Genomic DNA, 21,185 nt, shown 5'->3' with positions numbered 1-21,185 from the left:
ATGGCGGCGACACAGGTGGTCCGGTCCGAGTGGACCAAGATCCGGTCGGTCGCGTCCACGGTGTGGACGCTGGGCCTCGCCGTGGTCGTCACCATCGCCCTCGGCATGCTGATCTCGGCCCTGTCGAAGAACGAGTTCGGCGACCTGAGCCGGCGCGACCAGCTCTCCTTCGACCCGACCTTCATCAGTTTCGCCGGCACCAGCCTCGGCCAGCTGGCGATGATCGTGTTCGGGGTCCTGGTCGTGGGCAACGAGTACAGCTCCGGGATGATCCGCACCTCGCTGGCCGCCGTGCCCAGGCGCGGCACCTTCCTGTTCAGCAAGATCGCGGTGGCCACCGGCCTCGCGCTGGTCGTGGCCATGGTCACCAGTTTCGCCACGTTCTTCCTGGGCCAGGCGATGCTCGGCGACCTCAAGGCGTCGATCGGCGACCCGGGCGTGCTCCGCGCGGTGTTCGGCGGCGGCCTCTACATGACCCTCATCGCGATGTTCTCGATGGGTGTCGCCGCGATGCTGCGCTCACCGATGCTGTCGCTGGGCATCCTGATGCCGTTCTTCTTCCTGATCTCCAACATCCTGGGCAACGTCCCGGCGACGGAGAAGGTCGGCCGGTTCCTGCCCGACCAGGCCGGCAGCAAGATCATGCAGGTGGTCACGCCGATCGACGACGACGTGCCGTACGGGCCGTGGGGCGGCCTCGGGATCATGGCCCTGTGGGTGATCGCGGCGCTCGTGGGCGGGTACGCGGTGCTGAAGCGGCGGGACGCCTGACCCCCTGCGCCGGGCCTTCGTACGGCGTCGGATTTTGCCCGCGCTTGAACGGAACCGTCAGCGCCTGGATATCCTCCTAACCCTTACGGGGGCGTGTGCCCTGCTGTCCCTGAACCTTCCGATGGGTGCGGAGCATGATCGAGGCTGTCGGCCTGACCAAGCGATACGGTGACAAGACCGCCGTGTACAACCTCTCCTTCCAGGTGCGGCCCGGCGCCGTCACCGGCTTCCTCGGGCCCAACGGCTCCGGCAAGTCGACGACGATGCGCATGATCCTCGGCCTGGACAACCCCACCTCGGGGCACGTGACGATCGGCGGTCACCCGTATCGCAGGCTGCCGAACGCCGCGCGCCAGGTCGGAGCCCTGCTCGACGCCAAGGCGGTGCACGGCGGCCGGGCCGCCCGCAACCACCTGCTGAGCCTCGCCCAGCTGTCCGGCATCCCGGCCCGGCGGGTGGACGAGGTGCTCGGCGTGGTGGGTCTCCAGGACGTGGCCAAGCGGCGCTCCAAGGGCTTCTCGCTCGGTATGGGCCAGCGGCTCGGCATCGCCGCGGCGCTCCTCGGCGATCCCCAGGTGCTGCTCTTCGACGAACCGGTCAACGGACTCGACCCGGAGGGCATCCACTGGGTGCGCAACCTGATGAAGGCGCTCGCGGCGGAGGGCCGCACCGTCTTCGTCTCCTCGCACCTGATGAGCGAGATGGCGCTGACCGCCGACCACCTGATCGTCATCGGGCGCGGCCAGCTGCTCGCCGACATGAGCGTGACGGACTTCATCTCGGCCAACTCCGCCGACTTCGCGCGCGTGCGGACGCCGGACACCGAGCCGCAGCTGCGTGAGAAGCTGACCTCGGCGCTGACCGAGGCGGGCGGCCACGTGCTGCCCGAGCCCGACGGCGCGCTGCGGGTGACCGGGCTCGCCCTCCCCCGGATCAGCGACGTCGCGCACGACGCCGACGTACGCCTGTGGGAGCTGTCGCCGCACCAGGCCTCGCTGGAGGAGGCGTACATGCGGATGACGCAGGGCGCCGTGGACTACCGGTCGACCGCCGACCGCAAGGCCGGGCTCCAGCAGCCCCTGCCGCCGGGCGCGCAGCCGCCGATGCAGGTACCGGGTCAGGGGCAGCCCGGGTGGTACGCCCCGCCGCCGCCCCAGCAGGGCGGTCAGCTCTTCGCCGCTCCGCAGAGCGCTCCCGGCCAGGCCCCGGCGGGCCCGTACGGCGCCCCGGCGGCACCCGGGGCGGTGCCCGGCGGTCAGCCGGCCAACCCGTACGCGGCACAGCGGGCGCCGCAGGCACCTGCCGTCGCGCCGGTTGCACAGACGCCCCAGCCGCCCGCCGCCGCTCCCGCGCCCCCCGCCGCCGCCCCGGCGCCCGCCTCCGCGCCCGCCTCCGACCCGACCAAGCCCGAGGACGCCCGATGAGCACCCCCCAGCCCCCGACGCCGCAGGCCGCGCCCGACTGGCAGGCGGCGCCCGGTTCGCCGTACCCGGTCTACACGTCGCCGATCCCGGTGGTGCGCGCCGGTCTGCGGCACGCGGTCGCCTCCGAGTGGACGAAGATGAGGTCGCTGCGCTCGACGATGTGGACGCTGGGCGTCTTCGTCCTGCTGGTCGTCGGCATCGGCCTGCTGACCGGCGCGGTGGTCGCGAACTCCTCCACCGACGTCTCCACCTCGAACCCGCTCGAACAGGGCTTCTTCGGGGTCCTCCTGGGCAGCATCGCCGTGATCACGCTCGGCGTGCTGACCACCTCGTCGGAGTACGGAAGCGGGATGATCCGCACGACGATGGTCGCCTGCCCCACTCGCAGCCGGGTCCTCGCCGCGAAGTCGATCGTGTTCTTCCTGGTGGCGTTCGTGGTGACGCTGGTCTCCTCCGCGTGCGTCGCCGTGGTGCACGCGGCGCTGCTGGAGGGGCAGACCTCGGGCCCCACCGGGGAGCAGTGGTTCAAGGCCACCGTCGGGGTGGCGCTGTACGTCGCCCTGCTCGGGCTGCTCTCGCTCGCCGTCGGCTCGCTCGTCCGGCACTCGGCGGGCGCGATCACGCTCATGATCGGAGCGGTGCTCGCCCCGCTGGTGGTCGCGCTGTTCATGTTCTCGAAGTCCCTGGAGAACGTTCAGCAGGCCCTGTTCGAGTACTCGATCCCGAACCAGCTCAGCATCTTCTACTCCAACTCGCTCTCCGACTCGGGGCCGTCCGGCCTGGACCCGCTCTGGATCATGCTCGGCGTGACGGCGGTCGCACTCGGCGCCGCCTTCGCCCTGCTGGAGAAGCGCGACGTGTAGGGCCGCTCCGGCGCTCAGAACCTCGGCGCGTTACGGGACCGCTGCACCCGCGTGGTGCGGCGGTCCTTCGCGTTCCAGCAGGCCTTGTGCCAGTGCCGGCGCTCGTCGACGCCCGAGTGGGCCGGCCAGGCCACCACGTGCGGGACGCCGTCCGGAATGAGCTGGTCGCACCCCGGGCAGCGGTACGACTTCCCCTGCGCGCTCGCGCCCGCCACGTGCCGTACGCTCCACTCCTCGCCCTGCCAGCTCTCCGAGGACTGCCAGCCGCCGTAGCGGCCGGAGCCGTCCTCCTCGGCGCTCCGGCCGGACGAACCGGCTCCCTTGGGTCGGTTGCGACGCGGGGACACAGGACACCTCACGGAGCTATACAGGAAGCAGGGCGGCATCCAGCCTACGCGGCACGGACACGGGTACGCGTATGCCACCGAACACCGCAACTCCCCCGCGCAACTCCCCCGCGCGACGTTCCCGCCCGAGCCCGTGCGCCGTCCCGCAACGGCCGATTCTGCAGACAATCCGCAAAGTCCTCCGTCCGGCCGTGTCCTCGGCACGTGTCAGGCGGTTATGCCGTGCGGGGGAGCTCCACGTCGGGGCCGAGGAAGCAGGAAAAGGCAATGCGCGTAGGAAGTTTCGTGTTGGGGGCCCAGTTCCCGGGCCAGGGCCAGGGCGAGGCGCTGCACCGCGCGGTCCGCTCGGCCGAGGTCGCCGAGGAGGCCGGGCTCGACGCCGTCTGGCTGGCCGAACACCACTTCGTGCCGTACGGCACGTGTCCGTCGGCCGTGACCCTGGCCGCGCTGCTGCTGGGCCGCACCCGGCGGCTGAGGGTCGGCACCGCGGTCAGTGTGCTGCCCACCGTCCACCCCGTGGCGCTCGGCGAGCAGGCCGCGCTGCTGCACGTCACGAGCGGCGGCCGCTTCTCGCTGGGCGTGGGCCGCGGCGGTCCGTGGGTGGACCTGGAGGTGTTCGGCGCGGGTCTTCGGGCGTACGAGGAGGGATTTCCGGAGTCGCTCGACCTGCTGCTGCGCTGGCTGCGGGAACCGGCCGTCGGCGCCTCGGGCGACCGGTTCCGGTTCCGCGAGGTGCCCGTGGTGCCGCGCCCGTCGGAGTCCCTGTCGGAGGAGCCGGGCCCGGAGGTCGTCCTCGCCTGCACCTCGCCGTCGAGCGTGCGGCTGGCGGCCGAGCGGGGGCTGCCGATGCTCCTCGGGATGCACGTCGGCGACGAGGAGAAGGCGGAGATGGTCGCCCTGTGGCGCCGCCACGCCCGCGCGGCCGGCCACCCGGCGGCGCGGATCCACGGCGCGGCGCACGTCTCGGCCGGCGTCTGCCAGATCGCGGACCGGCGCACGGACGCGGCGGAGACGCTGCTCAAGGCGATGCCCGGCTGGCTGCGGCAGGGGCTGGGCGCCCATGTCACGGTGGACGGCCGGGACCGGCGGATGCGCGATCCGCACGCGTACACAGAACTGCTCTGCGGGCTGCACCCGGTGGGCACGCCGCGGCTGTGCGCGGACCGGCTCGCGGCGACCGCCGAGCGGACCGGTGTCTCCCGCTTCGCCCTGCTCGTCGAGGGCTCGGGAGACCTGGCGGCCACCGAGGAGAACGTACGGCGGCTCGGGGCCGAGGTTCTCCCCCAGCTCCGCTGAGGGGGTGCGGGCGGGGAGCTTGCCGCTCCGGTACAAGAACTGCACCTCCCGCGTACGGAGCGGCAAGCGGGCGCTCTAGGGGCCTCAGCAGTCGCGCAGTTCGGGCGACTGGTTCAACAACTGGCTGCGCACCGAGGTGAACTTGGTCAGTGTCTCGTCGACGGAGGAGTCCAACGGGAACACCGCCACCCGGTGGCAGTTCTGGAAGGCCAGCCGCACCCCGAAGTGCCGCTGCAGTGCACCGCGTATGGCGTCACTCGCGAGCGCACGCAGGAGCTGACCGCGTGCCTGCTCGTCCGGCGGGGGCGTCTGGTTGTCGGCGAAGGCTCCGCCGTCGACCTTCAGCTGTGCCACCAGGGAGCTGACCATCTCCCATGCGTAGGGCAGGGAGGTCCGGACGCAGTCGACGAATTCTGCTTCGTCGACCTCGCCTCGCTCGGCCTGTTCGAGTAGGGCCGGTGAGACGTCGAGCGACATGGGTTCTCCTCTCGCACCCCCGACCAGCAGGGGTTGCCGGACAGTTAAGGGAGTGCGCGATTCCGAACACGCTGAGTACACAGTTCGCGACCTCCCGTTCAATACCGTAAGCAACCGATCGTGACGGCACCAGGAGAATGCCCAGATGGACACCATCGGGTAGGCGCACAATCGGCCAGTGTGCAAGACGGGGCCAATGGGAGAAGTGGGACAGCGCACGCGGTGCCCGGGTGCGGGCGAATCGCGTCGGGCCGGGCCCGTCGAGTAGCGTTGCCGACCATGCGTCTCGTCATTGCCCGCTGCTCCGTCGACTACGCCGGACGGCTCACCGCCCACCTGCCCTCGGCCCCCCGGCTGATCCTGGTCAAGGCGGACGGCAGCGTCTCGATCCACGCCGACGACCGGGCCTACAAGCCCCTCAACTGGATGTCGCCGCCCTGCACCCTGAAGGAGGGCGCGGGCGAGGAGGAGGGCGTCTGGACCGTCGTCAACAAGGCGGGCGAGAAGCTCATCATCACGATGGAGGAGATCCTCCACGACTCCTCGCACGAACTGGGCGTCGATCCGGGTCTGATCAAGGACGGCGTGGAAGCGCACCTCCAGGAGCTGCTCGCCGACCGCATCGACACGCTGGGAGAGGGCTACACCCTCATCCGCCGCGAGTACATGACGGCCATCGGCCCGGTCGACATCCTGTGCCGGGACGCCCAGGGCGGGACCGTCGCGGTCGAGATCAAGCGGCGCGGCGAGATCGACGGCGTGGAGCAACTCACGCGCTACCTGGAGCTGTTGAACCGCGATCCGCATCTCGCCCCGGTGCGCGGCGTGTTCGCCGCCCAGGAGATCAAGCCGCAGGCCCGTGTGCTGGCCACGGACCGCGGCATCGGCTGCCAGGTGCTGGACTACGACGCCCTGCGCGGCATCGAGGACGACAAGCTGCGGCTGTTCTGAGAGCGCGTCACCTGCGACGTGGAGGGCCGGGTCCGTGCGGCGGACCCGGCCCTCCTGTGTCGTCGCCCGTCCCGTGGGCGGCCGTGGGGTCAGATGACCGGGCCCGTCACCGTCCCCGGCCCTCCGGTCGCGGCGCCGCTCTGCGAGGCGGTCGCGGTGCCGGCCGGGGAACCTGCGGCGGCCGGGGTCGACTCGCGGCTCGCCGTGTCGGAGGTCTCCGGGGTCGAGGGCGGCAGCGTGTCCGTTTCGGTGGGCGTGGGCGTGGTGGGTTCGTCGGACTCGGTGGGTGTCCCGGAGTCCGTCGGCTCGGTGTCCGTCGGCTTCGGCGAGGTCGGCTTCGTCGTCGGCGCGCTCGGCGTCTTGCTCGGCTCGTCCGGCGACCCGGGGTCGTCCGGGCTCTCCTCGTCACCGGGGTCGGTGGTGTCGCCGGTGCTGGGCTCGTCGGAGGGCTGCCCCGACCGGGTCGGTGTCGGGTCGTCCGTCGTGCCCGGGGTGCCGTCCGGGCCGGAGTCGGTCGGGCTGCCGGTCGCCCCCTGGCCCTCCCCGTCGTCCGAGGGCCGGTCCGCGCCCAGGCTGCCGTCGTCGACGCCCTGGCTGGCCGACGGGTTGACGCCCACCTCGTTGGAGGGGTCCCCGGGGTCGTTCTCCGAGGTGGCGCCCAGGGTCACCACCGTGCCGAGCACGGCGACGAGCAGCGCGCCCGCTCCGGCGGCCACCAGGTTGCGCCGCGCGAAGCCCTTGATGCCGCCGGCGACCGTGCGGGACGGCTCCTCCTCGGGCTCGCGGCGGGTGACGAGGGTCGGCGACTGCGGACGCGGCCTCAGCGGCGGGAAGGGCGCGGGGACACCCGCGGACGGCGACGCCGACTCCTCGTTGCGGACGTCGGGCACCTCCTCCCCCACCGTGGGGCCGAACCCCGCGCCGACGGCACCGGGTCCGGCGGCGGGCGGCGCCGTGCCGAACGCGCCCGCGCCGCTGCCCAGGCCCGGCGTGTCCCCGCTGCGGTCGGCGACCAGCGCCAGGGCGCGCCGGCCCGCCACGGCGCCGCGCTTGTCGGAGAGCGCGCCGCGCAGGCCGATGGAGGCCTCCAGCTCGGCGCGCGCCCGGTCCAGCTGCTCCTCGCACAGCGCGAGGACGCCCAGCTCGTGGTGGAAGTAGGCCTGTTCGGCGACGTCACCGGCGAGCCGGGAGGCCTCGGTGCCGGAGCGCAGCGCCCGTTGCCAGGCGCTCCAGTGCAGTCCGGCGGCGAAGGCGGGCGCCGCGGTGCGGGCCAGCTCGACGGCGGGGCTCTCCGCGTCGTCCGCGGGCGGGGTCGTCATGGGCACCAGCACGGCGAGGGCGGCCAGGACGGCGTCGGCCTCGGCGCAGACCCGCTCGGGGGTGACCGAGGGGTGCCCGGCCCACCAGGCGTAGTGCTGGGCGGCGGCCAGCGCCCGCTCCGGTACGGTGCCGGCGTACCCGGCGCTCTCCAGCTGGGTGAGCACCCCGGCGGCCAGCCGGTAGCGGGAGCCCACCGGGGAGACCAGTCCGCAGTCGGTCAGCTCGCCGAGGGCGGCGTCCGCGTGGGTGTCGCCGATCAGGGCGGGCAGGTGCGCCTGGTGCGGCACCTCGCCGCCGAGCGCGACGGCGAACTCCAGGGTGGCGCGGGCGGAGGCGCCCAGCCGGGAGGCGAGCAGCGGCGCGGGCGCGGCGGCCTCACCGAGGGACGGCAGGGGTACGTTGTCGCTCTCGGTGGCGTCGTAGGGGGTGTCGTCGGCCGGGCGGGCGTCGGCGAAGACGCCGAACTCGTCGACGGCGTCGGCCCCGGCCCGCTCCCGGTCCCGGCGGCGCAGCAGGGCACCGGCCTGGACGAAGCGCAGCGGCAGGCCCTCGGACTCGAACCAGAGGTCCCCGGCCCAGTTGGCCTCGTCCTCGGTGAGGGAACGCCCCGCGGCGCGCTCCAGCAGCTCCACGCCGTCCGAGCGGTCCAGGCCGGTGAGGAAGACCTCTTCCACGGCCGAGTCGGCGGAGGGTGCGGCCACGTCCGGAGTGGCGCCGATGAGGAAGGCGCACTCGGGGGTGGCGTCGAGGAGTTCGTCGAGGGCGGTGCCGCCGAACTCGACGTCGTCCAGGACGACCACCGCGCCCACCTCGCGGAGGTGGCCGAGGAGCTCGGCCCGGCCGGGGCGGTGCAGGGGTGCGCGGTGGACGGCGTGGAAGAGGTCGTGGAGCAGGTCGTCGGCGGTGCGGCGGTGGCCGTTGAGCCGCACCACGCCGTCGGGGGCGAGGCCCGCGCAGTCCTCGGCGACGACGTCGAGGAGGCTGGTGCGGCCGGAACCGGCGGGGCCGGTGAGGCGGACGGAGCGGCCGCGGGCGAGCAGCCGCACCAGGCGTTCGCGTTCGTCGTCGCGGGCCAGCAGGCCCAGCACGGTGCGGACCGGTCCCGGGGGTACGGGCGGTCGCGCGGCGCGCTCCGCCTCGGCCCGTTCGGCCGCGGTGCGCTTCTTGGGCCGGGCGGGCCGCTCGGCGGGCGGGCAGACCTCGATCTCGCTGCCGTCGACGGGATTGACGGTGAGCAGGAAGTCCTCGGACACCAGCTGCACCGTGCGGGCGAGCGCGGGCGCGTGCTGTCCGAAGTCGGAGGTGAGGGGGTCCCTGTGCGGGCGCGGGCGCGGCGCCCGGTGGTCGCCGTCCTGGCCGTACTCCTCAGGGCCCCGGTTGTTCGGGTCCATTGGTTCAAGCCCCCCCAAAAGCGTCGTGTGCAGGGCCCCGGCGGGGACCACCCTCCCGGCCTTGCCGCACACCGCACTGTCGCTTCTGGTCCGGGCCCGCCGGCGGGTTTGCAAAGGCAGCGGGCAGCCAGACCCTAAACCTTCGCCCAGTATCGCCGACAGTCCGGGGTGCGGGACGGCCGGAGAGGTCACGGTCTCGTGAGGATTGCGTGTGTCGGAGGTGTGAACCTTCACCTACACGCGGGGCAGGGTCTCCACACCGATGCCGCCCTCGATGGCGAGGATGCGGTGCAGCCGGGTGGCCACCAACAGGCGCTGCATCTGCGGCGGCACGTCGCGCAGCACCAGTCGGCGCCCGCAGCGTCCCGCCCGCCGGTGGGCTCCCATGATCACGCCGAGTCCGGTGGCGTCCCAGGAGTCCAGTTCGGACAGGTCCAGCACCAGGTCGCCGACTCCGTCGTCGACGGCCGAGTGCAGGACCGTACGGGCGTCCGCCGCGCTGCGGACGTCGAGGCGGCCCCCGACGACCAGCTCGACGTGGTCGCCCCTGATGTGCATATGCGCTCCCCGGCGTGCGTCTACTTCGTCGTCTTCTTCGTCTTGGGCGTTGCGTTCCGTGCGGTGTGGTCTCTCGGCGATATCAGGTGTTGCACCCTCTGACTGGCCGAAACGACCGGAGGTTGCCGCCTGTAAGCGAACCGATACCGAATTCACCCCGGCGTGTGACGTCTGCCGCGGCCGAGGTGACCTCAGTGCTTGTAGAAGCCCTGCCCGCTCTTGCGGCCGATGTCACCGGCGTCCACCATCCGGCGCATCAGCTCCGGCGGGGCGAACTTCTCGTCCTGGGACTCGGTGTAGATGTTGCCCGTGGCGTGCAGCAGGATGTCGACGCCCGTCAGGTCGGCGGTGGCCAGCGGTCCCATGGCGTGGCCGAAGCCCAGCTTGCAGGCGAGGTCGATGTCCTCGGCGCTGGCGACGCCCGACTCGTACAGCTTCGCGGCCTCGACGACGAGGGCGGAGATGAGGCGGGTGGTCACGAAACCGGCCACGTCGCGGTTGACGACGATGCAGGTCTTGCCGGTGGACTCGGCGAACTCGCGTGCGGTGGCGAGCGTTTCGTCACTGGTCTTGTAGCCCCGCACCAGCTCGCACAGCTGCATCATCGGCACCGGCGAGAAGAAGTGGGTGCCGACGACCCGCTCGGGGCGCTCCGTCACGGCCGCGATCTTGGTGATCGGGATGGCGGAGGTGTTGGACGCGAGGATCGCCCCGTCCTTCACCAGCTTGTCCAGGGTACGAAAGATCTCGTGCTTGACCTCGAGCTTCTCGAAGACGGCCTCCACGACGACATCGGCGTCGGCGGCGGCGTCCAGGTCGGTGGTCGCGGTGATGCGCCCGAGGGCGGCCTCGGCGCCGTCGGCGGTGAGCTTCCCCTTGGCGACGAACTTGTCGTAGGAGGCCCTGATGCCGTCGGTGCCGCGCCGCAGCGCCTCGTCGGTGACGTCGCGCAGGACGACGTCCCAGCCCGCCTGCGCGGAGACCTGGGCGATGCCGGACCCCATGAGACCGGCTCCGATGACGGCGAGCTTCCGTGCCACTGTGCGACTCCCCTGATACGCGCTGATTCTCGTCTCTCGGCCGGAGATTAGCGGGCGTGAGGCGCTGTGTGACCGGTTAGTAACGCGCGTCACGTCTCAAATGACGGACATCACACCGAGGGGTGTCGCACGGGTGTCACCGCGCGCCCCGTACGGCCTAGTTGAGCACTTTCCCGCTCAGCGGCCCCTGCGTCCCGTCGGCAGCGGGAGCAGGGCGCGGGAGACCTCCGAGGGTGTCCGCCGACAGGCGTCCCGGGCGTAACTACGCTGGCCCCATGGTCAACCTGACGCGCATCTACACCCGTACCGGCGACCGGGGCACCACCGCCCTCGGTGACATGAGCCGGGTCCCCAAGACCGACCTCAGGATCTCCGCGTACGCCGACGCCAACGAGGCGAACGCGGTGATCGGCACCGCCATCGCCCTGGGCGGCCTGTCCGAGGACGTCGTCAAGGTCCTCGTCCGCGTCCAGAACGACCTGTTCGACGTGGGCGCGGACCTGTCCACGCCGGTGGTGGAGAACCCGGAGTTCCCGCCGCTCAGGGTCGAGCAGTTCTACGTCGACAAGCTGGAGGCCGACTGCGACCGCTACCTGGCCGAGGTGGAGAAGCTCCGCTCCTTCATCCTCCCCGGCGGCACCCCCGGCGCGGCCCTGCTGCACCAGGCGTGCACCGTGGTCCGCCGGGCCGAGCGCTCCACCTGGGCGGCGCTCGAGGCCCACGGCGAGACGATGAACCCGCTCACCGCGACCTACCTGAACCGGCTCTCCGACCTCCTGTTCATCCTGGCCCGCGTAGCCAACAAGGAGGTCGGAGACGTGCTGTGGGTGCCGGGCGGGGAACGCTAGACGCTCCGCGGGCAGGTACGCGGGCAGGTACGGGACGGCGCTCGGCCGTCTAGCGCTTCGTCGCGGCCGGTCGCGCGGTTTCCCGCGCCCCTTCGGGGGCGCTGCCGCCCGCCTCGGCCGACGCCGTGCCCGCCGGGGCCTTCTTCGGCCGGACCAGGTACGTGAGGGCGATCAGCCCGTGGATACCGACGGCGCGCAGGGCCGTCCACTGGAAGGCCCGCAGCGACGAGACCTCGCCCTGGTCACCGACGTACCAGACCGCGCCCTGGAGCAGTGCGCAGGCCACGGCGGCGCCGAGCAGCGTGCGCAGCCACAGCCGTCCCTCGTGGGCGGCCCGTGCCATGCCGTGGCGCGGGGGCTTGGCCGGGGGCGGGCCGCCGGCCAGGCGGTGGGCGGCGTGGCCGTCGAGCCGGCGGATCGTGTAGGGGCCGTAGGCGACGGTGCAGCCGATGTACAGCGCGGCCAGGCCGTGCTCCCAGCCGGGCTCGGCGCCGTTCTTCAGGTCCCACGCCGTCACGGCGAACAGCACCAGTTCCAGCACCGGCTCGCACAGCAGCAGGAACACGCTGGTGCGCCGCCACTTCAGCAGGTAGCGGGCGCCCAGCCCGAGGGCCAGCAGGACCCAGAAGCCGACCTCGCAGGCGATGATCAACGCGACGACCACGACGTACTCCCTTCGTTCGCCCTTCCAGGCTCCCGTGGGAACGCGCCGCGTTCGTCGTCGGCGGTGACGAACCTCCGGTACATCGAAAGATGCAGTGCGGGACCCTTCCCGCGCATCAGGCGGGCGGGGCGCGGGCCGTGTTGGATGGTGACATGGCCGCACGACTCCCCCACCCGCGCCGCTTCGACGTGTACGCCGCGTCGGCCGGGCTGCTGGGCGGGCTGCTGCTGTGGGTCATCGGCCTGGGGGTGCGGCCCGCCGACGAGCCGGTCGTGCTGTTCGGCGGCCGCTGGCCCCTGCTGGTCCCGCTCACCGTCATGGCGGGCTGCGAGCTGCTGCGCCGGGCGGCGCCCCGGACGGGGCTGCTGATCGGCACCGCCGCGCTGGTCGCCGACACGTTCACCCGGGGCAGCCTGGTCACGGTGATCATGTACACGGACCTGATGTACGCCGCCGTGCTGTACGGTCCGCCCGCCTCGGCCCGCCGCATCCCGTGGATCACCGGGCTGCTGACCGTGGCCGGCACCGTCGTGCCGTTCGCGCTGTGGCGGGTGCCCGAGGCGCTGCTCATCGGTGTCGCCGTCGGCGTCGTGTCCTTCGCGCCCGCTTCCACGGGGCTCATCGTCCGCAATCACCGCGAGGCCGCCGACGCCGCGCTGCTGCGGGCCGAGCAGACCGCGCTGCTGGCCGAGATGGACCGGGTCCAGGCGGTGACGGCGGAACGCTCCCGGATGGCCCGCGAGCTGCACGACATGGTGGCCAACCACCTCTCCGCGATCGCCATCCACTCCACGGCCGCGCTCTCCCTCGACGACGCGGCGACCACCCGGCAGGCGCTCGGCGTGATCCGCGAGAACAGCGTGGCGGGCCTGGCCGAGATGCGCCGCCTCATCGGCATCCTGCGGGACGGCGGCGGGGACAGCGAACCGGCCCCCGCCCCCACCCTCGACGGGCTCGGCGCGCTGGCCGACGGCGCCCGCGCCAACGGCCTCGACGTCACCCTGGACGCGGCGTGCGGCGACGACCTGCCCGCACCGGTCGAGCTGGCCGCGTACCGGATCGTGCAGGAGTCGCTCACCAACGCGCTCAAGCACGCCTCGCACGGCACCGTCCACGTCCGGCTCTCCCGCCACGACGACGCCCTGCGGGTCGAGGTGACCAGCCCCTACGGCGACCGGGGCACCCCGCGCGCCCCGGGTTCCGGTGCCGGTCTGGTCGGGATGCGGGAGCGGGCCGCGCTGCTGCACGGCACGTTCGAGGCCGGGGCGGTGGCGGACCCCGCGGCGGCGGGCGGCACGATCTGGGCCGTGCGCGCCACCCTGCCCCTGACCGAAGGAGACCTCGCATGATCCGCGTTCTCGTCGCCGATGACCAGTCCGCCGTGCGCGCGGGACTGGTGCTGATCCTGGGCAGCGCACCGGACATCGAGGTGGCCGGGGAGGCCGCGGACGGCGAGCAGGCGGTGGCGCTGGCCCGCGAGCTGCGTCCCGACGTGGTGCTGATGGATGTGCAGATGCCGCGCCTGGACGGTGTGGCGGCGACCCGGATCGTGGTCGGGGAGCAGCTCGCCGACGTCCTGGTGCTGACCACCTTCGACCTGGACGAGTACGTCTTCGGGGCGCTGCGGGCGGGAGCCGCCGGGTTCCTGCTGAAGAACACCGACGCCAAGGACCTGATCGCGGCCGTGCGCACGGTGGCGGGCGGCGAGGGCGTCGTGGCCCCGGCCGTCACCCGGCGGCTGATCGCCGAGTTCGCCGCGAAGCCGGTGCGGGAGCCGGCCGCGGACCCGGCGGTGCTGCGGGAGCTGACCCGGCGTGAGCGCGAGGTGCTGTCCTGTCTCGGCGAGGGGCTGTCCAACGCCGCGGTCGCCGAGCGTCTCGACATGGCGGAGGCCACGGTGAAGACGCATGTCAGCCGGCTGCTGGGGAAGCTGGGGCTGCGCAGCCGGGTGCAAGCGGCGGTGCTGGCGCAGGAGTTGGGGATCTAGTTTCCCCCTTCAAACACCGGCTCAACCACGACCGCGCACATTGGTCCAGACCTATTGACCTCTGGTCCAGACCCTTTCTATTCTCGCGGCACTGCGGGCATGAGGCTCAGTCATGCCCACAACAACATCCCCCTATAAGGAGGCGCACATGCGCTTCAGACACAAGGCCGCGGCACTCGCAGCGACCCTGGCGCTCCCCCTCGCGGGGCTCGTCGGCCTCGCGAGCCCGGCGCAGGCGGCCACCAGCGCGACGGCCACCTTCGCCAAGACCTCGGACTGGGGTACGGGCTTCGGCGGCAGCTGGACGGTGAAGAACACCGGCACCACCTCCCTCAGCTCCTGGACCGTCGAGTGGGACTTCCCCACCGGCACCAAGGTCACCTCCGCCTGGGACGCCACCGTCACCAACTCCGGCGACCACTGGACCGCCAAGAACGTCGGCTGGAACGGGACGCTCGCCCCCGGCGCCTCGGTCTCCTTCGGCTTCAACGGCAGCGGCCCCGGCTCCCCGTCCAACTGCAAGATCAACGGCGGCAGTTGCGACGGCACCTCGGTTCCCGGCGACGCGGCCCCCTCCGCGCCCGGCACGCCCACCGCCTCGAACATCACCGACACCTCGGTGAAGCTGTCCTGGTCGGCGGCGACCGACGACAAGGGCGTCAAGAACTACGACGTCCTGCGCGACGGCGCCAAGGTCGCCACCGTCACCGGCACCACCTACACCGACACCGGCCTGGCCAAGGGCACGGACTACTCCTACACGGTCCAGGCGCGCGACACCGCCGACCAGACCGGCCCCGTCAGCGGCGCGGTCAAGGTCCGCACCACCGGCGACAACGGCGGCGAGCCCGGCCCCGGCGGCAAGGTCAACCTCGGGTACTTCACGGAGTGGGGCGTCTACGCACGCAACTACCACGTCAAGAACCTGGTGACCTCGGGTTCCGCCTCCAAGATCACCCACATCAACTACGCGTTCGGCAACGTCAAGAACGGCCAGTGCACCGTCGACGACACCTTCGCCGCGTACGAGAAGGCCTACACCGCCGACCAGTCCGTCAGCGGCGTCGCCGACACCTGGGACCAGCCGCTGCGCGGCAACTTCAACCAGCTGCGCCAACTCAAGGCCAAGTACCCGCACATCAAGGTGCTGTACTCCTTCGGCGGCTGGACCTACTCGGGCGGCTTCGGCCAGGCGGCGCAGAACGCGGCCGCGTTCGCCAAGTCCTGCAAGGCCGTCGTGGAGGACCCGCGCTGGGCCGACGTCTTCGACGGCATCGACATCGACTGGGAGTACCCGAACGCCTGCGGCGCGACTTGCGACACCTCCGGCAGCGCCGCCTTCAAGAACCTCTCCCAGGCGCTGCGCGCCGAGTTCGGCCCGAACTACCTGGTCACCGCCGCCATCTCCGGCGACGGGACCACGGGCGGCAAGCTCGACGCGGCCGACTACGGCGGTGCCGCCCAGTACCTCGACTGGTACAACGTGATGACGTACGACTACTTCGGCACCTGGGCCGCCACCGGCCCGACCGCCCCGCACTCCCCGCTGACCTCGTACCCCGGCATCCCGACCGCCGGCTTCACCTCCGCGGACGCGATCGCCAAGCTCAAGTCCAAGGGCGTCCCGGCGGCCAAGCTCCTGCTCGGCATCGGCTTCTACGGCCGCGGCTGGACCGGGGTCACCCAGTCCGCCCCCGGCGGCACCGCCACCGGCGCGGCCCCCGGGACCTACGACGCCGGCTTCGAGGACTACAAGGTCCTGAAGAACTCCTGCCCGGTCACCGGCACGGTCGGCGGCACCGCGTACGCGCACTGCGGCAACCAGTGGTGGTCGTACGACACCCCGTCGACCATCGCGGGCAAGATGAGCTGGGCCAAGAACCAGGGCCTCGGCGGCGCCTTCTTCTGGGAGTTCAGCGGCGACACCGCGAACGGCGAACTCGTGGGCGCCATCAGCAACGGTCTGACGTAGGACCGCGGCAGGCTCTTCGAGCGGCGTGGCCGGGCGAGACGGCTAGGCCACGTTCACGCGCTGACCGGGCGGGGCTGCCTCCAGCCACGCGAGGAATCCGGTCAGCGCGTCCTCGCTCATCGCCAGTTCCAGCCGTGTGCCCCGGTGCAGACAGGCCAGGACCACCGCGTCGGAGAGCAGCGCCAGCTCCTCCTCGCCGTCCGGCAGCCGGCGGCCGGCCACCTCGATCGCGGAGCGCTCCAGCACGCGGCGCGGGCGGGGGGAGTACGAGAAGACGCGGTACCACTCGACCCGGTCGCCGTTGTAGCGGGCCACCCCGTAGGCCCACCCCTTGCCGTCGGTGGTGTCGCCCTCCTTGGGGGCGTCCCAGCGCAGCGAGCAGTCGAAGGTGCCGCCCGAGCGCTGGATCAGCCGACGGCGCAGACCGAAGACGAAGAGGCCGATCACCACCACGGCCACGACGATTCCGCACACAGTCAGAGCGAGGGCCATCGACACCGACCTCCTCGTCTCCTAGGTAACGGAACGGAAAAAACACCCGGATCTGCCTCAGCCGCGGCCGGGTCCGGATGCCTCCGGTCCCAGCCGCGGCTGAGTGACGTCATGGCACGACGCTATCGCACAGGGCTGTGGATCAGCGTCCCGCCGCCGCGCGCAGTCGGACGTCCGCGCGACGCTCGGCGTGGGCGTCGCCCTCCGCCTTCGCCTGTTCGAGCTTGCGCTCCGCGCGGTGGACGTCGATCTCGTCCGACAGCTCGGCGATCTCGGCCAGCAGCGACAGCTTGTTGTCGGCGAACGAGATGAACCCGCCGTGCACCGCGGCGACGACCGTCCCGCCGTCACTGGTACGAATGGTCACCGGGCCCGACTCCAGCACACCGAGCAGCGGCTGGTGACCGGGCATGACGCCGATGTCGCCGGACGTGGTGCGCGCGACGACCAGGGTGGCCTCGCCGGACCAGACCTCTCGGTCGGCCGCGACCAGCGCGACGTGCAGCTCAGCAGCCAAGGTGGCTCCTCGGGTCACCACCCGGCGGGAGAGCCGGGTGTTGGTTACAAGTCTAAGGGGCGTGCCGGAGGGGACGGGACGCGCCCGCCCCCTCCGGGTGGTGAACCGTGCGGCTCACCGTGAGCCGGGGCTCAGGAGACGCCCAGCTCCTTGGCGTTGTTCTTCAGGTCCTCGATGCCACCGCACATGAAGAACGCCTGCTCCGGGAAGTGGTCGTACTCGCCGTCGCAGATCGCGTTGAAGGCCGCGATCGACTCGTCCAGCGGGACGTCCGACCCGTCGACGCCGGTGAACTGCTTGGCGACGTGGGTGTTCTGGGACAGGAAGCGCTCCACGCGACGGGCGCGGTGGACGACGAGCTTGTCCTCTTCACCCAGCTCGTCGATACCGAGGATCGCGATGATGTCCTGCAGGTCCTTGTACTTCTGCAGGATGTTCTTCACGCGCATCGCGGCCTGGTAGTGGTCCGCCGCGATGTACCGCGGGTCGAGGATGCGGGACGTCGAGTCCAGCGGGTCCACGGCCGGGTAGATGCCCTTCTCGGAGATCGGACGGGAGAGCACCGTCGTCGCGTCGAGGTGGGCGAAGGTGGTGGCCGGGGCCGGGTCGGTCAGGTCGTCCGCGGGGACGTAGATCGCCTGCATCGAGGTGATCGAGTGACCGCGGGTCGAGGTGATGCGCTCCTGGAGGAGACCCATCTCGTCGGCCAGGTTCGGCTGGTAGCCCACCGCGGAGGGCATGCGGCCGAGCAGGGTCGACACCTCGGAACCCGCCTGGGTGAAGCGGAAGATGTTGTCGATGAAGAACAGCACGTCCTGCTTCTGGACGTCGCGGAAGTACTCGGCCATGGTCAGGCCGGCCAGCGCGACGCGCAGACGGGTGCCCGGCGGCTCGTCCATCTGACCGAAGACCAGCGCGGTCTTGTCGATGACGCCCGACTCGCTCATCTCGTCGATGAGGTCGTTGCCCTCACGGGTGCGCTCGCCGACACCGGCGAACACGGACACACCGTCGTGGTTGTTGGCGACGCGGTAGATCATCTCCTGGATGAGCACCGTCTTGCCGACGCCGGCACCGCCGAACAGACCGATCTTGCCGCCCTTGACGTACGGGGTCAGCAGGTCGATGACCTTGACGCCGGTCTCGAACATCTCGGTCTTCGACTCGAGCTCGTCGAAGTTCGGAGCCTTGCGGTGGATCGGCCAGCGCTCACCGGTGTACTGCTCGTCGACGTTCAGCACCTCACCGAGGGTGTTGAACACCTTGCCCTTGGTGAAGTCGCCGACGGGGACGGAGATGGCCGCGCCCGTGTCGGTCACCGGGGCCTGGCGGACCAGGCCGTCGGTGGGCTGCATGGAGATGGTGCGGACCAGGCCGTCACCGAGGTGCTGGGCGACCTCGAGGGTCAGCGTCTTGAGCTCACCCTCCTTGGCCGGGTCGGCGACCTCTACGTGCAGCGCGTTGTAGATCTCCGGCATCGCGTCGACGGGGAACTCCACGTCGACGACCGGGCCGATGACCCGGGCGACGCGGCCCGTGGCCGTCGCGGTCTCAACAGTGGTGGTCATTAGTTGTCACTCCCCGCGTTCGCGTCGGCCAGGGCACTGGCGCCACCGACGATCTCGCTGATTTCCTGGGTGATTTCGGCCTGGCGGGCCGCGTTGGCAAGACGGGAGAGCGTGTTGATCAGCTCGCCCGCGTTGTCGGTGGCCGACTTCATCGCGCGTCGCGTGGCGGCGTGCTTGGAAGCGGCCGACTGCAGCAGCGCGTTGTAGATGCGGCTCTCGACGTAGCGAGGCAGCAGGGCGTCGAGGACGTCCTCCGCCGACGGCTCGAAGTCGTACAGCGGAAGGATCTCGTCCTTCGCGCCCGACTCGGCCGCCACCTCTTCGAGGCTCAGCGGCAGCAGCCGGGAGTCGACCGCCGTCTGCGTCATCATCGAGACGAACTCGGTGTAGACGATGTGGAGCTCGTCCACGCCGCCCTCGGCCGTGTCCTTCTCGATGGCCTCGATGAGCGGCGCCGCGACCTTCTTGGCGTCCGCGTACGTCGGCTCGTCGGTGAAGCCCGCGAACGACTCCACGACCTTGCGCTCGCGGAAGTTGTAGTGGGCCAGACCGCGCCGGCCGACGATGTACGTGTCGACCTGGCGGCCCTCACGCTCGAGGCGCTCGGTCAGCTGCTCCGCCGCCTTGATGGCGTTGGAGTTGAAGGCGCCGGCCAGGCCCCGGTCGCTCGTGAGGAGCAGGACCGCGGCACGGGTCGGGCTGTCCGCCTCCGTGGTGAGCGGGTGCTTCGTGTTCGACCCGGTACCGACCGCCGTGACCGCGCGGGTGAGCTCCTGCGCGTACGGCGTGGAGGCCGCCACCTTGCGCTGCGCCTTGACGACGCGCGAGGCGGCGATCATCTCCATCGCCTTGGTGATCTTCTTGGTCGCGGTGACGGATCGGATGCGACGCTTGTAGACCCGGAGCTGGGCTCCCATGAGTCAGGTCCCTTCCTTACGTCACTTGGCGACGGACGGGGCGTCCTCGCCGAGCAGCTTGCCGTCCGAGGTCTCGAACTGCTTCTTGAACGCCGCGATCGCCTCGGCGACGGCCTGCAGGGTGTCGTCGGACATCTTGCCGCCCTCGCGGATGGAGGTCATGAGGCCCTGCTCCTGGCGGTGCAGGTACTCCAGCAGCTCCTTCTCGAAGCGGCGGATGTCGACGACGGGCACCTCGTCCATCTTGCCGGTGGTGCCGGCCCAGACGGAGACGACCTGGTCCTCGGTGGACATCGGCTGGTACTGGTCCTGCTTCAGCAGCTCGACCATGCGCTGACCGCGCTCCAGCTGCGACTTCGACGCGGCGTCCAGGTCGGAACCGAAGGCGGCGAACGCCTCCAGCTCACGGAACTGAGCGAGGTCGACGCGCAGTCGGCCGGAGACCTGCTTCATGGCCTTGTGCTGGGCGGAGCCACCGACGCGGGAGACCGAGATACCGACGTTCAGGGCCGGACGCTGACCGGCGTTGAACAGGTCGGACTCCAGGAAGCACTGGCCGTCGGTGATGGAGATGACGTTGGTCGGGATGAACGCCGACACGTCGTTGGCCTTGGTCTCGACGATCGGCAGACCGGTCATCGAGCCGGCGCCCTCGGCGTCGGAGAGCTTCGCGCAACGCTCCAGCAGACGGGAGTGCAGGTAGAACACGTCGCCCGGGTAGGCCTCGCGGCCCGGCGGGCGGCGCAGCAGCAGCGACACGGCGCGGTAGGCGTCGGCCTGCTTCGACAGGTCGTCGAAGATGATCAGGACGTGCTTGCCCTCGTACATCCACTGCTGGCCGATGGCCGAGCCGGTGTACGGCGCCAGGTACTTGAAGCCGGCCGGGTCGGACGCCGGGGCGGCCACGATGGTCGTGTACTCCAGCGCGCCGTTCTCCTCCAGCGCGCCGCGCACGGACGCGATGGTGGAGCCCTTCTGGCCGATGGCGACGTAGATGCAGCGCACCTGCTTGTTCGGGTCGCCGGTGCGCCAGTTGTCGCGCTGGTTGATGATCGTGTCGACGGCCAGGGCGGTCTTGCCGGTCTGGCGGTCGCCGATGATCAGCTGACGCTGGCCGCGGCCGATCGGGGTCATGGCGTCGACGGCCTTGTAGCCCGTCTCCATCGGCTCGTGCACCGACTTGCGCTGCATGACCGTGGGGGCCTGCAGTTCGAGGGCGCGGCGACCGCTGGTCTCGATCTCGCCGAGGCCGTCGATCGGGTTGCCGAGGGGGTCGACGACGCGGCCGAGGTAGCCCTCGCCGACGGCCACGGAGAGGACCTCACCGGTACGCGAGACCGGCTGCCCCTCCTCGATACCGCTGAACTCACCGAGGACGATGGCACCGATCTCGCGCTCCTCGAGGTTGAGGGCGAGGCCGAGGGTGCCGTCCTCGAACTTCAGCAGTTCGTTGGCCATGGCCGAGGGCAGGCCCTCGACCTTCGCGATGCCGTCGCCGGCAAGGGTGACCGTACCGACCTCCTCGCGCGAGGCCGCGTCCGGCTTGTACGACTGGACGAAGTTCTCCAGTGCGTCCCGGATCTCCTCCGGCCGGATCGTGAGCTCCGCCATCTGAGTTCCCTGCTCTCCTTGTTGGGCCCGAAGTTTCACTTGGGGGGTATTCCACGAGTCGGGACTCCCCCCAATGAGAGGTGAATCCTCTGCACGGCCCAACCAGGGCCGTCGTAAGTACGTACTGCTACTGCGTGTTGTGCTGTTGTCGCGACTGCCGTCGCGGGAGGC

General features: G+C 71.4%; 20 protein-coding genes. 9 read left to right on the top strand and 11 right to left on the bottom strand.

Going from position 1 to position 21,185, the window contains the following annotated elements:
- The 3 genes from IE94_RS0122810 to IE94_RS0122800 all read left to right on the top strand — a co-directional run bounded on the left by IE94_RS0122810 (position 1) and on the right by IE94_RS0122800 (position 3,058).
- On the top strand, positions 1-771 hold the full coding sequence (locus IE94_RS0122810) for an ABC transporter permease (protein WP_030187331.1): 771 nt from the start codon (positions 1-3) through the stop codon (positions 769-771).
- A gap of 134 nt (positions 772-905) precedes the next feature.
- The gene (locus tag IE94_RS0122805) at positions 906-2,195 is read left to right on the top strand and encodes an ABC transporter ATP-binding protein (RefSeq protein ID WP_030187328.1); all 1,290 of its coding nucleotides are present in this window, start codon (positions 906-908) and stop codon (positions 2,193-2,195) included.
- Complete coding sequence (locus IE94_RS0122800; RefSeq protein ID WP_030187326.1) at positions 2,192-3,058, top strand: ABC transporter permease; 867 nt, start codon at positions 2,192-2,194, stop codon at positions 3,056-3,058. The genes IE94_RS0122805 and IE94_RS0122800 overlap by 4 nt, the downstream gene beginning before the upstream one ends.
- Before the next feature lie 14 nt (positions 3,059-3,072).
- Here IE94_RS0122800 and IE94_RS0122795 read toward each other — a convergent pair whose 3' ends face one another.
- On the bottom strand, positions 3,073-3,405 hold the full coding sequence (locus tag IE94_RS0122795) for a hypothetical protein (protein WP_030187323.1): 333 nt from the start codon (positions 3,403-3,405) through the stop codon (positions 3,073-3,075).
- 267 nt (positions 3,406-3,672) lie between these two features.
- Here IE94_RS0122795 and IE94_RS0122790 point away from each other — a divergent pair, with 267 nt between their 5' ends.
- A complete protein-coding gene (locus tag IE94_RS0122790; RefSeq protein ID WP_030187320.1) occupies positions 3,673-4,701 on the top strand; it encodes an LLM class flavin-dependent oxidoreductase in 1,029 nt (342 codons plus the stop codon).
- Between the two features lie 84 nt (positions 4,702-4,785).
- On the opposite strand, the gene IE94_RS0122785 is transcribed toward IE94_RS0122790, so the two are convergent.
- The gene (locus tag IE94_RS0122785; RefSeq protein WP_030187319.1) at positions 4,786-5,178 is read right to left on the bottom strand and encodes an SCO5389 family protein; all 393 of its coding nucleotides are present in this window, start codon (positions 5,176-5,178) and stop codon (positions 4,786-4,788) included.
- A gap of 279 nt (positions 5,179-5,457) precedes the next feature.
- On the opposite strand from IE94_RS0122785, the gene nucS reads away from it, so the two are divergent.
- Entirely contained in the window at positions 5,458-6,129 is a 672-nt protein-coding gene (gene nucS, locus IE94_RS0122780) for an endonuclease NucS (RefSeq protein ID WP_030187313.1), read from the top strand.
- A gap of 89 nt (positions 6,130-6,218) precedes the next feature.
- Here nucS and IE94_RS0122775 read toward each other — a convergent pair whose 3' ends face one another.
- From IE94_RS0122775 to IE94_RS0122760, 3 genes are all read right to left on the bottom strand, one after another.
- A complete protein-coding gene (locus IE94_RS0122775) occupies positions 6,219-8,840 on the bottom strand; it encodes an ATP-binding protein (RefSeq protein WP_030187307.1) in 2,622 nt (873 codons plus the stop codon).
- 234 nt (positions 8,841-9,074) lie between these two features.
- Positions 9,075-9,398, bottom strand: coding sequence for an STAS domain-containing protein (locus IE94_RS0122770; RefSeq protein WP_030187305.1), 324 nt, complete (start codon positions 9,396-9,398; stop codon positions 9,075-9,077).
- A gap of 191 nt (positions 9,399-9,589) precedes the next feature.
- Positions 9,590-10,438: a 3-hydroxyacyl-CoA dehydrogenase family protein gene (locus tag IE94_RS0122760; RefSeq protein WP_030187300.1), complete on the bottom strand. Its 849-nt coding sequence runs from the start codon at positions 10,436-10,438 to the stop codon at positions 9,590-9,592.
- Positions 10,439-10,713: 275 nt separating this feature from the next.
- On the opposite strand from IE94_RS0122760, the gene IE94_RS0122755 reads away from it, so the two are divergent.
- Positions 10,714-11,286: a cob(I)yrinic acid a,c-diamide adenosyltransferase gene (locus tag IE94_RS0122755; protein ID WP_030187297.1), complete on the top strand. Its 573-nt coding sequence runs from the start codon at positions 10,714-10,716 to the stop codon at positions 11,284-11,286.
- 49 nt (positions 11,287-11,335) lie between these two features.
- Here the strand turns inward: IE94_RS0122755 and IE94_RS0122750 are convergent, their stop codons facing one another.
- The gene (locus IE94_RS0122750) at positions 11,336-11,950 is read right to left on the bottom strand and encodes a hypothetical protein (RefSeq protein ID WP_030187295.1); all 615 of its coding nucleotides are present in this window, start codon (positions 11,948-11,950) and stop codon (positions 11,336-11,338) included.
- A 152-nt stretch (positions 11,951-12,102) separates the two neighbouring features.
- Here IE94_RS0122750 and IE94_RS0122745 point away from each other — a divergent pair, with 152 nt between their 5' ends.
- From IE94_RS0122745 to IE94_RS0122735, 3 genes are all read left to right on the top strand, one after another.
- A complete protein-coding gene (locus IE94_RS0122745) occupies positions 12,103-13,299 on the top strand; it encodes a sensor histidine kinase (RefSeq protein ID WP_030187292.1) in 1,197 nt (398 codons plus the stop codon).
- Positions 13,296-13,937, top strand: coding sequence for a response regulator (locus IE94_RS0122740; protein WP_030187286.1), 642 nt, complete (start codon positions 13,296-13,298; stop codon positions 13,935-13,937). The genes IE94_RS0122745 and IE94_RS0122740 overlap by 4 nt, the downstream gene beginning before the upstream one ends.
- Positions 13,938-14,085: 148 nt before the next feature.
- Positions 14,086-15,909: a glycoside hydrolase family 18 chitinase gene (locus IE94_RS0122735; RefSeq protein ID WP_030187284.1), complete on the top strand. Its 1,824-nt coding sequence runs from the start codon at positions 14,086-14,088 to the stop codon at positions 15,907-15,909.
- A gap of 42 nt (positions 15,910-15,951) precedes the next feature.
- Here IE94_RS0122735 and IE94_RS0122730 read toward each other — a convergent pair whose 3' ends face one another.
- From IE94_RS0122730 to atpA, 5 genes are all read right to left on the bottom strand, one after another.
- A complete protein-coding gene (locus tag IE94_RS0122730) occupies positions 15,952-16,401 on the bottom strand; it encodes a DUF2550 domain-containing protein (RefSeq protein ID WP_030187280.1) in 450 nt (149 codons plus the stop codon).
- Between the two features lie 142 nt (positions 16,402-16,543).
- The gene (locus IE94_RS0122725; RefSeq protein ID WP_030187277.1) at positions 16,544-16,918 is read right to left on the bottom strand and encodes a F0F1 ATP synthase subunit epsilon; all 375 of its coding nucleotides are present in this window, start codon (positions 16,916-16,918) and stop codon (positions 16,544-16,546) included.
- Between the two features lie 131 nt (positions 16,919-17,049).
- Positions 17,050-18,486 carry a F0F1 ATP synthase subunit beta gene (gene atpD, locus IE94_RS0122720; RefSeq protein ID WP_030187275.1) on the bottom strand — a complete coding sequence of 479 codons (1,437 nt, stop codon included), beginning with the start codon at positions 18,484-18,486 and terminating at the stop codon, positions 17,050-17,052.
- Entirely contained in the window at positions 18,486-19,403 is a 918-nt protein-coding gene (locus tag IE94_RS0122715) for a F0F1 ATP synthase subunit gamma (RefSeq protein ID WP_030187273.1), read from the bottom strand. The genes atpD and IE94_RS0122715 overlap by 1 nt, the downstream gene beginning before the upstream one ends.
- 21 nt (positions 19,404-19,424) lie before the next feature.
- The gene (atpA, locus tag IE94_RS0122710; protein ID WP_030187271.1) at positions 19,425-21,014 is read right to left on the bottom strand and encodes a F0F1 ATP synthase subunit alpha; all 1,590 of its coding nucleotides are present in this window, start codon (positions 21,012-21,014) and stop codon (positions 19,425-19,427) included.
- Positions 21,015-21,185 lie beyond the last annotated feature (171 nt).

It is taken from the genome of Streptomyces violaceorubidus, assembly GCF_000717995.1.
GTDB lineage: Bacteria > Actinomycetota > Actinomycetes > Streptomycetales > Streptomycetaceae > Streptomyces > Streptomyces violaceorubidus.
This window is presented reverse-complemented; position numbering and strand designations above follow the sequence as displayed.